General features: G+C 67.3%; 12 protein-coding genes and 2 tRNA genes. 8 read left to right on the top strand and 6 right to left on the bottom strand.

Annotated elements, in window-relative coordinates; all coding sequences use genetic code 11:
• Window positions 1-5: 5 nt before the first annotated feature.
• Window positions 6-503: a DUF2087 domain-containing protein gene (locus tag B1L11_RS28180; protein WP_079317791.1), complete on the bottom strand. Its 498-nt coding sequence runs from the start codon at window positions 501-503 to the stop codon at window positions 6-8.
• Window positions 504-553: 50 nt separating this feature from the next.
• Between B1L11_RS28180 and B1L11_RS28175 the strand changes: the two genes are divergently transcribed.
• On the top strand, window positions 554-946 hold the full coding sequence (locus tag B1L11_RS28175; RefSeq protein ID WP_079317776.1) for a VOC family protein: 393 nt from the start codon (window positions 554-556) through the stop codon (window positions 944-946).
• Between the two features lie 4 nt (window positions 947-950).
• On the opposite strand, the gene B1L11_RS28170 is transcribed toward B1L11_RS28175, so the two are convergent.
• The gene (locus tag B1L11_RS28170; RefSeq protein WP_079317774.1) at window positions 951-1,712 is read right to left on the bottom strand and encodes an enoyl-CoA hydratase; all 762 of its coding nucleotides are present in this window, start codon (window positions 1,710-1,712) and stop codon (window positions 951-953) included.
• A 164-nt stretch (window positions 1,713-1,876) separates the two neighbouring features.
• Window positions 1,877-1,953 (bottom strand) — tRNA-Pro (locus tag B1L11_RS28165).
• Window positions 1,954-2,043: 90 nt separating this feature from the next.
• Between B1L11_RS28165 and B1L11_RS28160 the strand changes: the two genes are divergently transcribed.
• A tRNA-Gly gene (locus B1L11_RS28160) sits at window positions 2,044-2,114 on the top strand.
• Between the two features lie 78 nt (window positions 2,115-2,192).
• On the opposite strand, the gene B1L11_RS55225 is transcribed toward B1L11_RS28160, so the two are convergent.
• The 3 genes from B1L11_RS55225 to B1L11_RS28140 form a co-directional block, all read right to left on the bottom strand.
• The gene (locus B1L11_RS55225) at window positions 2,193-2,522 is read right to left on the bottom strand and encodes a tyrosine-type recombinase/integrase (RefSeq protein ID WP_179155358.1); all 330 of its coding nucleotides are present in this window, start codon (window positions 2,520-2,522) and stop codon (window positions 2,193-2,195) included.
• Window positions 2,523-3,230: 708 nt separating this feature from the next.
• Window positions 3,231-3,878, bottom strand: a complete 648-nt coding sequence (locus tag B1L11_RS28145) for a class I SAM-dependent methyltransferase (RefSeq protein WP_079317768.1) — start codon at window positions 3,876-3,878, stop codon at window positions 3,231-3,233.
• Window positions 3,879-3,964: 86 nt separating this feature from the next.
• The gene (locus tag B1L11_RS28140; RefSeq protein ID WP_079317766.1) at window positions 3,965-4,444 is read right to left on the bottom strand and encodes an ATP-binding protein; all 480 of its coding nucleotides are present in this window, start codon (window positions 4,442-4,444) and stop codon (window positions 3,965-3,967) included.
• A 276-nt stretch (window positions 4,445-4,720) separates the two neighbouring features.
• Between B1L11_RS28140 and B1L11_RS28135 the strand changes: the two genes are divergently transcribed.
• The 6 genes from B1L11_RS28135 (at window position 4,721) to B1L11_RS28110 (ending at window position 13,032) form a co-directional block, all read left to right on the top strand.
• Window positions 4,721-5,587 (top strand): helix-turn-helix transcriptional regulator, encoded by an 867-nt coding sequence (locus B1L11_RS28135; protein WP_079317764.1) that lies wholly within the window; start codon window positions 4,721-4,723, stop codon window positions 5,585-5,587.
• Window positions 5,588-5,788: 201 nt separating this feature from the next.
• Entirely contained in the window at window positions 5,789-7,183 is a 1,395-nt protein-coding gene (gene tig / locus B1L11_RS28130) for a trigger factor (protein ID WP_079317762.1), read from the top strand.
• Between the two features lie 361 nt (window positions 7,184-7,544).
• Window positions 7,545-8,189 carry a ClpP family protease gene (locus B1L11_RS28125; protein ID WP_030509565.1) on the top strand — a complete coding sequence of 215 codons (645 nt, stop codon included), beginning with the start codon at window positions 7,545-7,547 and terminating at the stop codon, window positions 8,187-8,189.
• 14 nt (window positions 8,190-8,203) lie between these two features.
• Window positions 8,204-8,851, top strand: coding sequence for an ATP-dependent Clp protease proteolytic subunit (locus B1L11_RS28120; protein ID WP_079317758.1), 648 nt, complete (start codon window positions 8,204-8,206; stop codon window positions 8,849-8,851).
• 235 nt (window positions 8,852-9,086) lie between these two features.
• Complete coding sequence (gene clpX, locus B1L11_RS28115) at window positions 9,087-10,370, top strand: ATP-dependent Clp protease ATP-binding subunit ClpX (RefSeq protein ID WP_079317756.1); 1,284 nt, start codon at window positions 9,087-9,089, stop codon at window positions 10,368-10,370.
• Between the two features lie 73 nt (window positions 10,371-10,443).
• Complete coding sequence (locus B1L11_RS28110) at window positions 10,444-13,032, top strand: valine--tRNA ligase (protein ID WP_079317755.1); 2,589 nt, start codon at window positions 10,444-10,446, stop codon at window positions 13,030-13,032.
• Window positions 13,033-13,565 lie beyond the last annotated feature (533 nt).

The following is a 13,565-nucleotide window of genomic DNA, read 5'->3' as shown; positions in this document are numbered from 1 at the left end:
CTGCGTCAGGTGGTTCCTCCCGAGCGCCAGTAGACGTTGGCCTCCCGGGTGAGGAACCCCTCGTCCACCAGGTAGCGGCGCAGGGCGGCGTAGTCGTCGTGGAACGCCCGCAGCGCCACGTCGACCTCCTTCTCCGGGTAGCGCACGCCCACCTCGAACACCTGCGCGATGTAGTCGAGTACCATCAGCCGTTTGGCCCTCTTCGCGGGTATCGAGACGAGTCGCCCGTCGACCAGGAACGCGTCCATCGGGTCCGTCGGCGTCGAGGGGATCGTACGCAGCAGTTCGCGGAAGGTCTCGGGCCGAGCCCGCCAGCTGTCCTCGTCCCGTACGGCGAGGCCGCCCCTGGCCAGCCGGTCCAGTGCCTTGGCCACCGCTTCCTGGTCGAGCCCGGTGACCTTGTCGAGCGGCTCACCGGGACGCAGGACCAGCCCGGCGAGGACGCGGAGCGTGTCGTCCTGCCCGAGCAGCCCGAGCACGCGGGAGATGTGCTTGTCGATCACCTGTCCACGGTATTGGCTCGATGAGGACCGTAGGAAACCTGGAGGGCGACGTGACCGCTCAACTGGATCACACGATCGTGCACAGCAGCGACCGCTTCGAGTCCGCCCGGTTCCTGACCGGGCTGCTCGGCGAGCCCGAGCCCGGCGCGTTCGGGCCGTTCGCCACGGTCCGGGTCGGCAACGGGGTGACGATCGACTACGCCGACTCGATCGTCGACCGGGACCGGATCGTCATGCAGCACCTGGCGTTCCTCGTCTCGGAGGACGAGTTCGACGACATCTGCGCCCGCATCGCGGAGCGGGGCCTGCCGTACTGGGGCGGTCCCGGCCACCAGGAGCCGCAGCAGATCAACCACCGTCACCACGGCCGCGGGGTGTACGTGGACGACCCCGACGGCCACGCCATCGAGTTCCTCACCCATCCGTACGTCGAGGAGGAGTGAGTTTTCAGCGGGCCTGCGCCCGGCCCCGGTCGAACACGGCGCGCCTGCGGGCGGCGAAGTCCTCGGGGCCGGCGATGGCGAGCCCGTCCCGGCCGGTCTCCAGTTCGGCCCGGAGGCCGTCGGCGCCGGTGCCGTCGCGCAGGAGGTCGTAGATCTCCCGGATTCTGCCCAGCGTCTCCGGCGTCGTCGTCGCGATGCTCTGCGCGAGCTCCACGGCCCGGGGCAGCAGCCGTTCGTGCGCGACGACCTCGTTCACCAGGCCGATGCGCAGCGCCAGGGGAGCGTCGACGAAATCCCCGGTGAACGTCATCTGCCGGGCCCAGGCCTGCCCGACGGCCTGGCTGAGCCGTGCCGTCATGCCCCAGGAGGGCACGATGCCGACACGGGTGTGGGTGTCGGCGAACCGCGCCCGATCGCTGGCGATCCTGAAGTCGCAGGCGAGCGCGAACTCCAGGCCGCCCGTCACCGCCACGCCGTTGACCGCCCCGATGACGGGCACCGGGAAGTGCCGCAGCGGGAGGATGGAGTCGGGATGGCCGATCTTCACCCCCGCTTCCAGCTCGCCGAGGTCCAGACCGGCGCAGAAGGCGGGGTCGGCCCCGGTGAGGACCATCGCGCGCAGGTCCGGCTCCTCCGCGAGCCGCTTGAGCGTGTCGTGGAACTCTTCGAGCAGCGCCTTGGAGATCGCGTTGTACTTGCGCGGACGGTTCAGCGTCACGACCGCGACGGCCTCGGAGGGCCGGTCGACGAGGACCAGGTCGCCCATGATGCTCCTCAGGGTTCCGGGGGTACGGCGAGAACAGGTTATAGAAACGTGCCGGGCCGCTGCCGTACTGCTGACTGGCGGAGCCGTGGTCACTCAGTCGGTCACCCAAGGGACGGACAAGGCCGCCTCCGACGATCGGAAGCGGCCTTCGTAGTGCTGAGCGCTGGTCGGGGCGACAGGATTTGAACCTGCGACTTCTTGCTCCCAAAGCAAGCGCGCTACCAAGCTGCGCCACGCCCCGTCTCGTCGGGTACGCGAGCGGTCCGAGACTCCGGTACGCTTACGCCCTGACGACCGGATGAAGTCTAGACCAGATGGACACCGGGCGCGCGCGGACGTAGCTCAATGGTAGAGCCCCAGTCTTCCAAACTGGCTACGCGGGTTCGATTCCCGTCGTCCGCTCTCAGTGCGAAAGGCCAGGTCACCCCGTACGGGGAGCCTGGCCTTTGTAATCCCAGGACAATGTTTCCGATGCCATGATCACGATCCCGCGGGGCGTGCAGGTAAATCAAGGCCGCCCGAGTGGACAAGTGACCCCATGTGCGCCATCGGCTCCTTGAGGCTGGCACCGTTGGCAGCCGTCAGCGTGTTCCAGACGTGCCGTAGGTCGTGACAGTGGAGATCCGGAAGGCCGACCGCCGTACGGGTCTTGTTCCAGGTCCGGCGGAAGCTGGAGCGCCGGAGGCGAGCGCCCTTGGGGCCGATGAAGACCCAGCCGTCCGCCGCTTTATCCGAGTAGCGCTCGACATGCTCCCGAAGCTGGGGGAGGAGTTCCGGAGGGATGGCGACAACCCGACGACCGGCGCGCAACCTGGGTGTGCGTCGAGCAGCTTGCCGCCGTCGAGTTCGGCCAGTGCTCCCACGACTCGGACCACGCCCGCCTCCAGGTCGAGATGCGTACGACGGAGGCCGGCCCGCTGTCGCTTCGCGATGGGTCGAGGCAGACGGGAAGATCAGGAAGGGGTGAAGCGTGCGGGCCGCGCCTACTTGCTGAGCAGCACCCAAACGGCTGACAGGCCAGCGTGTGCCGTTATCTGCCGCGTTACGACGTCCACAAGATCATCGGCGACGTTTGCAGGGAGGTCCCCCTCGATGGACACCTGCCAGCCGACGTCCTCGGCCGAGAAGGAGACGTCAGCGTCTCGCACCCGAATCCGGTGATCGCCCCAGCCGTCCACGAGGGAAGCCTCCCACCCGTCAGGGGTGAGGACGCGCGCAAGATCTCGCGCGTGTATGGGGATCCATTCCGGCCCGTCCTCTGGCCTGATCAGATATGTACGAGTCTCCTGCATGATCCATACCGTGCCACAAGCGTGCCAGTCATAAGCGGGGAATCAGGGGGAGTCGAAGGTGTGAGCGGACACCCGGAAATGGCCCTTGACCAGCACCGAAGCAGGCCGAGCCGTGGTGATCCGAACTCTTCCAAACTGGCTACGCGGGTTCGATTCCCGTCGTCCGCTCTCAGTGCGAAGGCCCAGGTCGGGGAGTGCTCCCGACTCTGGGCCTTTATCTTTCTGCCTAGGCTTTGCGGGCGAGCAGGTGAATCTCCTTGAACTGCCGTCGGTCGGTGGGCTGGGGCTCGCGAACCATCCGAGCCACCTCGGGCAACCCGGACTCGCGCAGCATCGCGGCGAGGTGATCAGGCCACCACCGATAGGCCAGCGCGACTGCGTGATCGAAGACCTGCGTCGGGTGAGACGAATCGTCGGTTGCCGAAAAGCCGATCAGAAGGTGGCCGCCAGGTGCCAGCACACGATGGAACTCCGCCAGGATGACGGGGAGTTCCTGCGGCGGAGTGTGGATGATGGACCAACGTGAGAGTACGCCGCCCAGGACGCCGTCAGCGATGTTCAACGCGGCCATCGAGCCCACGTCGAACCGCAGGCCCGGATAGGCCTGTCGAGCCAACCTGATCATCTCAGGAGAGGCGTCAACCCCGAACGCCGCCAGTCCCAGTTCGTCTAGATAAGCGGTGACATGGCCAGGCCCACACCCCAGGTCCGCGACCCGACCGTCCCCACTCGCACTTACGACCTCGGCGAAGACACCCAAGATCGCGCGGTCCAGGGGGCTGTCACGCAGCGAGTCGCGGAACAGCTGCGCATAGGTGGAGGCGGCGGCGTCGTAAGCCTCGCGGGTGACATTGAGGGCATCGTGTTCGACCATGCGCGCGACAATAGTCCTGGCCGGAGGTGAGCCGGGAGAACCAGGATCTTCCCTCCCGCCCGTTCGCGGGAGCGGTCGCGGGATCGTCAGTCGCCGGTGCGGAAGAGGGCCCAGACGGCCTTGCCGCCCTCGTCCAGCGCGTCCCAGCCCCACGCCTGACTGTAGGTCTCGACGATGTAAAGGCCGCGTCCGTGCTCCGAGACGAAGTCGGGCTGCACGGGCGACGGCGCCTGGTCACTCGGATCCGAGACGGCGAGCAGCACGTGCGGGGCGATGCGCAGAAGCGTCAGCGTTATCGGCCGGTCGCCGGCGCGGTTCGCGGGATACAGAGCGTAACGGACCGCGTTCGTCACCAGTTCGCTCACGACCAGTGCCGCGTCGTCGCTGAGTTCCGACAGGCCCCACTCTTGCAGGGTCGTCCGCGTGACGTCACGAGCGGTCTTGACGGAGTCGGCCTGCGGGGCCAGGGGGCACATCGTCGTATCGGACGCCCCTGCCACCCTCCGGAACCAGCCGAATCCCACGTCGCGGGTCAGCTGGCCGCCGGGTTTGGGCTCGTCCGACATGGTTGCCCGTACCTCCCGCTGGCCTGAATCGAGGACTGGTGCACATTTTGGCCCAATATGCACCTAGACATGATGGATCAGCGCCTCCTGCCGCTGCAAGACCCAAATGCACGTGCAATTGTCATGTGCAGACGCACATTGCGGTAGTGCTAACCGTCAGGGACACGTAGATCAGACCTTGTCATCGGGGCCCGAAGTGGTGACACTGTGTGGGCTGGGGGTGTCGTGCGGGTCGTCCCTTGGCGGCACACAGGGCCGAGGTGAGAGGGAGGCGCCGTGATACAGATCCAGGCTGGATCGGGTCCGACGGCTCTGCGCATCCTTCTCGGTTCTCAGCTCCGCAAGCTCCGTGAGAGCAAGGGCATCAGTCGTGACCAGGCCGGCCAGTGCATCCGGGCGTCCGAGTCGAAGATCAGCCGGATGGAGCTGGGCCGGGTCGGATTCAAGGAGCGCGACGTCGTCGACCTTCTCGCCCTCTACGGGGTGGAGGACGAGGAGACGCGCGATGTCGTGATGAACCTGGTCGAACGGGCCAACGAGCCCGGGTGGTGGCACAGGTTCAACGACCTGCTGCCCTCGTGGTTCCAGGCGTACGTCGGCCTGGAGGAGGCCGCCGAGCGCATCCGCACCTATGAGGTGCAGTTCGTCCCCGGCTTGCTGCAGACGAAGGAGTACGCGCGGGCCGTCATCATGGCGGGCGCGGTAGGCGCGGCGCCGGAGGAGATCGCCAGGCGGGTGGACCTGCGGCTGGAACGCCAGCGCATCCTCGACGGAGAGAACAGCCCCAAGTTCTGGGCCGTGATCGACGAGGCCGCGCTGCGCCGCCCGATCGGCGGCGTCGAGGTCATGCGGGGTCAGATCCAGCACCTCATCGACCTGATGAACCAGCCCAACGTGACGATCCAGGTCATCCCGTTCAGCTACGGCGGACACGCCGCCGAGGGCGGTGCCTTCAGCATCCTGCGGTTCGCCGATCCCGACCTGCCCGACATCGTGTACGTCGAGCAGCTCGCCAGCGCGCTTTACCTGGACAAACGAGAAGAGGTCGACCGCTACAGCGAGGTAATGGAACGCCTCTGCGCGGTCAGCACAACCCCAACGGAGACGGTGGACCTGCTGCGGCAGATCATGGCCGACCTCTGAGCAGTCGCTACCGGGCCTCATCTGCTCTAGACTGCCCTTGGCGTTGGACACCCGCCACAGTCGAGCATGCCCGGACAGGTCGCGTGCAGGCGAGACGGTGATCCTGCGCCTCTCACGTGGGCGCGGCGCGCGTTACTGTGCCGCGGTTGCCGTGCACGACGTGCCCGCGATCACCAGATGCTGGATCAAGGAGACCACCCCGTGAAGACCGCTGTCGAGGAGCTCAGCCCTACCCGGGTCAAGCTCACCGTCGAGGTGCCGTTCAAGGAGCTCGAGCCGAGCCTGCAGGCCGCGTACAAGAAGGTCGCGCAGCAGGTGCGCGTGCCCGGCTTCCGTCCTGGCAAGGTGCCGGCCCGGATCATCGAGCAGCGCTTCGGCCGCGCGGTGGTTCTCGAGGAGACCCTGAACGACGCCCTGCCCAAGCTGTACGGCCAGGCCGTTGACGAGACCGAGGTCTTCCCGGTCAGCCAGCCGGAGATCGAGGTCACCAAGATCGAGGACGGCGAGCAGGTCGAGTTCACCGCCGAGGTGGACATCCGCCCCGCCTTCGACGTCCCGGACTACCAGGGCGCCGAGATCGTGGTCGACCCCGCCGAGGTGACCGACGAGGACATCACCGCCCAGCTCGAGGCCCTGCGCCAGCGCTTCGCGACGCTGACCGGCGTCGAGCGGCCGGCCCAGAACGGCGACTACGTCGTCATGGACCTGCGCGCCGAGATCGACGGCCGCAACCTCGACGAGCAGCAGGCCGCCGACGTGTCGTACGAGGTCGGCGCGGGCTCGGTCCTGCAGGGCCTGGACGACGCGCTGCAGGGCATGGCCGCCGGCGACGAGAAGACCTTCCGCACCACGCTCGTCGGCGGTGAGAACGCCGGCGAGGAGGCCGACGTGATCATCAACGTCAAGTCGGTCAAGGAGAAGGTGCTGCCCGAGCTGGACGACGAGTTCGCGCAGCTCGCCAGCGAGTTCGACACGCTCGACGAGCTCAAGGACAGCATCCGTGAGCAGGTTCGCCGCAACAAGCTGGTGGACCAGGTCGTGCAGAGCCGCGAGAAGGCCCTCGAGGCGCTGCTCGAGAGGATCGACATCCCGCTGCCCGAGAGCGCGCTCCAGGCGGAGATCGACGCGCGCAAGCACAACCTCGAGCACCAGGTCGCCGAGAGCGGCCTGAGCCGCGAGGCCTACCTCCGCCTCCAGCAGACCACCGAGGAGGAGCTGTTCGCCGAGTACGAGGCGACCGCGGCCAAGGCGCTGAAGTCCGGCTTCGTGCTCGACAAGATCGTCAAGGCGGAGGAGATCGGCGTCAGCGAGCAGGAGCTGACCGACTTCGTGGTGCGCCGCGCCATGCAGATGGGCGTCGCGCCGAACACGCTGGCCCAGCACCTCGCCGACAACAACCAGCTCCCGCTGGCGATGATGGAGATCGTGCGCGAGAAGGCCAAGACGCTCATCGGCGACGCGGCCAAGGTGACCGACACGGCCGGCAACGAGGTGGACATCAAGGCCATCTACGCCGAGCTCAACCCTGAGCAGGAGGCCGTGGGCGTGGAGGAGGCGGGCGCCGGGGAGCCCGCCGACGAGGCCAAGGAAGGCTGATTCCGTCGGCTCTCGCCTGACTTTCCGCCGCCGACCGGCCGGGAGGCCGGCCGGTGTGGCTTGGCGGTAACGGTGAAACCCCCGTCGCACTCGGGTGCGCCGGGGGTTTCCGGTTATATTCGGGCAAATCCCTGCAAATTTGTTTCTTACCGCGTGTCGGGGAGCAATCGTACGGCTGAGATCCGTACGTCCCTGCCCGCGCGGCCAGGGCGGTAAACACGGGCGATGCGGCTCGGCGTCCCGCCGCGGGCCGGGCATGCGCCGTCAGCGAACAGTACGGCGCACGGGCATGACCTGTCTGCGTCGCGCGTTAAGGTCACAAGCAAAGCCAATCGATTACGACGCATCGGAAGGTGACGCTGTGACCAGCCCGCCGACCTTCTTCCCGACCGGTGGTTCCGGCTTCGAGGCCCGGAGCCCGGAGGGTGGCCCCTCCCGCCTCGAGGACCAGCTCTACCAGCGCCTGCTGCGCGAGCGGATCGTGGTGCTCGGCACCCAGGTCAACGACGAGGTGGCCAACCGGCTGGCCGCTGAGCTCCTGCTCCTCGCCGCCGATGACCCGGACCGCGACATCTGGATGTACATCAACTCCCCCGGTGGCTCGGTGACCGCCGGCATGGCGATTTACGACATGATGGAGTACGTGCCGAACGACGTCTGCACGGTCGCCATGGGCTTGGCCGCCTCCATGGGGCAGTTCCTGCTCTGCGCCGGTGCCCGGGGCAAGCGGTACGCGCTCCCGCACGCCCGGATCATGATGCACCAGCCGTCGGGCGGCATCGGCGGCACCGCGGCCGACATCGCGATCCAGGCCGAGCAGATGCTCTACGTGAAGAAGACGCTCGCGGAGCGGATCGCTTTCCACACCGGCCAGCCGCTCGACCAGATCGAGCGCGACTCCGACCGGGACCGCTGGTTCACGGCCGAGGAGGCCAAGGACTACGGCTTCATCGACCACGTGGTGCGCAGCGCCCGCCAGGTGCCCTCCGAGGGCGCCGTCTCGTGACTGGAGCTTCCCAGATGAGTGAGCTGATCCGGCCGGGTGACATCAACGGCCGCTACGTCCTTCCCTCCTTCGTCGAGCGCACGTCGTACGGCGTCAAGGAGATGAACCCCTACAACAAGCTGTTCGAGGACCGCATCATCTTCCTCGGCGTCCAGATCGACGACGCTTCGGCGAACGACGTGATGGCGCAGCTGCTGACGCTGGAGTCGCTGGACCCGGACCGCGACATCAGCATGTACATCAACTCGCCGGGCGGCTCGTTCACCGCGATGACCGCGATCTACGACACCATGCAGTTCGTCCGGCCCGAGATCCAGACGGTCTGCCTTGGGCAGGCGGCCTCGGCCGCGGCGGTCCTGCTGGCCGGCGGCACGCCGGGCAAGCGGTTCGCACTGCCCAACGCCCGCGTGCTGATCCACCAGCCCTACACCGAGGGCGGCGGCCAGGGCAGTGACATCGAGATCCAGGCTCGTGAGATCCTGCGGATGAGGTCGCTGCTCGAGGAGATCGTGGCGAAGCACTCGGGCAAGTCGGCCGACGAGGTCCGCAAGGACATCGAGCGTGACAAGATCCTCAGCGCCGAGGAGGCGAAGGCGTACGGGCTGGTGGACGACATCATCCCGTCGCGGAAGAAGCGCGCGGCGGCGGTCGCCGCTTCCTGAGGGAGTTGCCGCACCGGAACGGTGCCCATTTGGGCACGTTCCGGTGCGACTCACCGCTAGGGGGCTCACTGAGGGCCCGAGAGACGGTAACGTCGAAACCTGAGCGGGATGACGTTTTCGCACCGGATCGCGATCCCCGGATCATGGCCCAGGATCATGAGCCCGGAACGCGAGCAGGGTGCGGACGGAAGCGACCGCGGCGGCAGGGGCGGTCCCACGCAAAGGAGTATCTGGGGTGGCACGCATCGGCGACGGGGGAGACCTGCTGAAGTGCTCGTTCTGCGGCAAGAGCCAGAAGCAGGTCAAGAAGCTCATCGCCGGACCAGGCGTCTACATCTGCGATGAGTGCATCGATCTCTGCAACGAGATCATCGAGGAGGAGCTGTCCGAGTCCTCCGAGCTCAAGTGGGACAACCTCCCCAAGCCGCGCGAGATCTACGAGTTCCTCGACGCGTACGTCATCGGGCAGGACAAGGCGAAGAAGGCGCTGTCGGTGGCGGTCTACAACCACTACAAGCGCGTCCAGTCGGGGGAGCGGGGCCGTGACGACGGCCTGGAGCTGGCCAAGTCCAACATCCTGCTGCTCGGCCCCACAGGCTCGGGCAAGACCCTGCTCGCGCAGACCCTCGCCAAGATGCTCAACGTGCCGTTCGCCATCGCGGACGCGACCGCGCTGACCGAGGCCGGCTACGTCGGCGAGGACGTGGAGAACATCCTCCTCAAGCTGATCCAGGCCGCCGACTACGACGTCAAGAAGGCCGAGACCGGCATCATCTACATCGACGAGGTCGACAAGATCGCTCGGAAGAGTGAGAACCCGTCGATCACGCGGGACGTGTCGGGCGAGGGCGTGCAGCAGGCCCTGCTGAAGATCCTGGAGGGGACCACGGCGAGCGTGCCCCCGCAGGGCGGTCGCAAGCACCCCCACCAGGAGTTCATCCAGATCGACACCACCAACGTGCTGTTCATCTGCGGCGGTGCCTTCGCCGGCCTCGAGAAGATCATCGAGTCGAGGGTCGGCAGGAAGGGCATCGGCTTCAACGCGATCATCCACTCGAAGGAGGAGATGGACTCCTCCGACATCTTCTCCGACGTCATGCCGGAAGACCTCCTGAAGTTCGGCATGATCCCCGAGTTCGTCGGGCGGCTCCCGGTGATCACGTCGGTGCACAACCTCGACAGGGACGCGCTGATCCAGATCCTCACCGAGCCGCGCAACGCGCTCGTCAAGCAGTACCGGCGCCTGCTCGAACTGGACAACGTCGAGCTGGAGTTCTCCGACGACGCGCTGGAGGCCATCGCCGACCAGGCCATCCTGCGTGGCACCGGCGCCCGCGGGTTGCGCGCCATCATGGAGGAAGTCCTCCAGTCCGTGATGTACGAGGTGCCCTCCCGCCAGGACGTGGCCCGTGTCGTCATCACCCGCGAGGCCGTGCTGGAGCACGTGAATCCGACCCTGGTGCCACGCGACCAGCTGCAGGCCAAGCAGCAGCGGACCCCGAGGGAGAAGTCGGCCTGACGCGGGCCTTCGCCGGCACGTTGTCCACAGGGCGTGCGGCGACGGCTCGGGTGGCGTCCGGACGTCCCTAGAATTGGGCACCGTGACTACGTCTGAGCTGCCCACCCAGTACGCCCCCGCCGATGTCGAGACCCGGAGCTACGAGCGCTGGGTATCGGCGGGCTACTTCACCGCGGACCCGGGCAGCGGGCGCGAGCCGTACAGCATCGTGCTTCCCCCGCCCAACGTGACCGGGTCGCTCCACGTGGGCCACGCCCTCGACCACTCGATCCAGGACGCGCTCACCCGGCGGGCCCGGATGCGGGGCATGGAGACACTGTGGCTCCCCGGCATGGACCACGCCGGCATCGCCACGCAGAACGTCGTGGAGCGCGAGATCGCCAAGGAAGGCCTGTCGCGCCACGACTTCGGCCGTGAGGCGTTCGTCGAGCGTGTCTGGCAGTGGAAGGAGGAGTCCGGCGGCCGGATCCTCGGCCAGATGAAGAAGCTCGGCGACGGCGTGGACTGGTCCCGCGAGCGCTTCACCATGGATGAGGGGCTCTCCCGGGCCGTCCAGACGATCTTCAAGAAGCTGTTCGACGACGGGCTCATCTACCGCGCAGAGCGGATCATCAACTGGTGCCCCCGCTGCCTGACCGCCCTGTCCGACATCGAGGTCGAGCACAGCGACGACGACGGCGAGCTCGTCTCGATCCGCTACGGCTCGGGCGACGAGGAGATCATCGTCGCCACCACCCGCGCCGAGACCATGCTGGGCGACACCGCGGTCGCCGTCCACCCCGCCGACGAGCGTTATGCGCACCTGGTCGGCAAGTATGTCGAGGTCCCGCTCACCGGGCGGCGCATCCCGATCGTCGCGGACGAGCACGTGGACCCCTCCTTCGGCACCGGCGCGGTGAAGGTCACCCCCGCGCACGACCCGAACGACTTCGAGATCGGGCGGCGCCACTCGCTGGAGTCTCTCGTCGTCATGGACGAGCGCGGCGTCATCACCGCCCACGGGCCCTTCCAGGGGCTCGACCGGTTCGAGGCGCGGCCCGCCGTGGTCGCCGCGCTGCGCGAGCAGGGCCGCATCGTCGCGGAGAAGCGTCCGTACGTGCACTCCGTCGGGCACTGCTCCCGCTGCAAGACCGTGGTCGAGCCGCGGCTGTCGCTGCAGTGGTTCGTCAACGTCACACCGCTGGCCAAGGCCGCCGGTGACGCGGTGCGTGACGGCCGCACCCGCATCCACCCGCCGGAGCTGGCCAAGCGCTACTTCGACTGGGTCGACGACATGCACGACTGGTGCATCTCGCGCCAGCTGTGGTGGGGACACCGGATCCCCGTCTGGTACGGCCCGGACGGTGACATGATCTGCGTGGGGCCCGACGAGGAGCCGCCGGCGGGTTACGAGCAGGACCAGGACGTCCTCGACACGTGGTTCTCTTCTGGGCTCTGGCCGTTCTCCACGCTGGGCTGGCCGGACGCCACGCCCGATCTGGCGCGCTTCTATCCGACGACCGTGCTCGTCACCGGCTACGACATCCTGTTCTTCTGGGTCGCCCGGATGATGATGTTCGGGCTGTACGCGATGGACGGCCAGCCGCCGTTCCGCACCGTGGCGCTGCACGGCATGGTGCGCGACCAGTTCGGCAAGAAGATGTCGAAGTCGTTCGGCAACGTCGTCGACCCCCTCGACTGGATCGAGCGTTACGGTGCGGACGCCACGCGCTTCACGCTCCTGCGCGGTGCCAACCCCGGCTCCGACGTGGCGATCAGCGAGGACTGGGCGGCCGGATCCCGCAACTTCTGCAACAAGATCTGGAACGCCACCCGCTTCGCCTTGATGAACGGCGCCGTCTCCGACGGCCTGCCGGAAGACCTCACCGCGGCCGACCGGTGGATCCTGTCGCGCCTGCAGGAGGTCGTCACGAGTGTCGACGCGGCCTTCGAGGAGTTCGAGTTCGCCAAGGCCTCCGACGCCCTCTACCACTTCGCCTGGGACGAGGTCTTCGACTGGTACGTCGAACTGGCCAAGGTCCAGTTCGCCGAGGGCGGCGCGGTGGCCGAGAACACCAAGCGGGTGCTGGGGCATGTCCTCGACGCACTGCTCCGGCTGCTCCACCCGCTCGTGCCGTTCGTGACGGAGGAGCTGTGGCGGGCTCTGACCGGTGGGGAGTCGATCGTGGTCGCTCCCTGGCCCTCGGCCGTGCCCGGACTGCTCGACCCCGAGGCCGAGCAGGAGATCGCGTCACTGCAGGACCTCGTGACGGAGGTGCGCAGGTTCCGCTCGGATCAGGGACTGAAGCCCGGCCAGCGGGTGGCCGCGCGACTGTCCCTGTCCGGTACGGCTCTCGCCGCCCACGAGGGCGCGATCCGCGTCCTGCTGCGTCTGGACGATCCCGCGGACACGTTCAACCCGACAGCCCGGCTCACCGTCGGCACCGTGCTCGTGGAGATCGACACGGCCGGTGCCATCGACGTCGTGGCCGAGCGGAAGCGGCTGGAGAAGGACCTGGCGGCGGCACGCAAGGAGCAGGCGCAGGTCACGGCGAAGCTCGGCAACGAGCAGTTCATGTCCAAGGCGCCCGAGGACGTCGTGGCGAAGGTGCGCCGGCGGGCCGAGCAGGCCGCCGAGGACATCTCTCGTCTCGAAGCCCAGCTCGCAGCCCTGCCGACCTAGGGCGTCGTCCTGTGCGCCCTCGTCACGACGAGGGCGCACAGGCATCCGGAAGCTTTGTGGCGGGAGAGGTTTGAGGGCCCTGAAGACAGGGCAGGACCACAAAGTTGCCCAAGTTGTGCGCAGCCCCTCCGGACGGGTGCTAGTCTTTCTGCACGCGCTGAGGACCGGCGAGCCTGAACCCCCCTCCGGGGATCGGCTGCTAGGCTCTCAGCAACTCCTTCTCATCGGACCCGATCTCGGGATGCCTCGTCACGATTCGACGGGCTTTCGGGGATCAGGTAAGTTAGAGGGGTTGCCCCGGAAACGGGGGGTCGAATTCCTGTCGGTCGGCGGGTTTCGGGTCAAGTAAGTCCCGGTGGGGCGGATTTGACACGGAAGAGCGTCGGGAAGAATTAAGACCAGCAAGACAAAACAAAAACGAACGGTGAAACGCCCCGGAGCGTGGGACCTTCTTGAGGGTTTCGGGTGATGGTGGTCGCGTCCGTTTCTTGAGAACTCAACAGTGTGCTAAAAGCCAGTGCATGAATCATGCA

It is taken from the genome of Microbispora sp. GKU 823, from assembly GCF_002027145.1.
GTDB classification, from domain to species: domain Bacteria; phylum Actinomycetota; class Actinomycetes; order Streptosporangiales; family Streptosporangiaceae; genus Microbispora; species Microbispora siamensis.
The sequence above is the reverse complement of the archived record's forward strand: the minus strand, read 5'-3'. Positions and strand labels throughout refer to the sequence as shown.

What these genes read in the sequence shown, in the direction of transcription:
- B1L11_RS28170 (WP_079317774.1), bottom strand. Translation starts at nt 1,712, where the DNA reads ATGGGCGACCTGGTCCTCGTCGACCGGCCCTCCGAGGCCGTCGCGGTC.
- B1L11_RS28145 (WP_079317768.1), bottom strand. Translation starts at nt 3,878, where the DNA reads ATGGTCGAACACGATGCCCTCAATGTCACCCGCGAGGCTTACGACGCC.
- B1L11_RS28140 (WP_079317766.1), bottom strand. Translation starts at nt 4,444, where the DNA reads ATGTCGGACGAGCCCAAACCCGGCGGCCAGCTGACCCGCGACGTGGGA.
- B1L11_RS28120 (WP_079317758.1), top strand. Translation starts at nt 8,204, where the DNA reads ATGAGTGAGCTGATCCGGCCGGGTGACATCAACGGCCGCTACGTCCTT.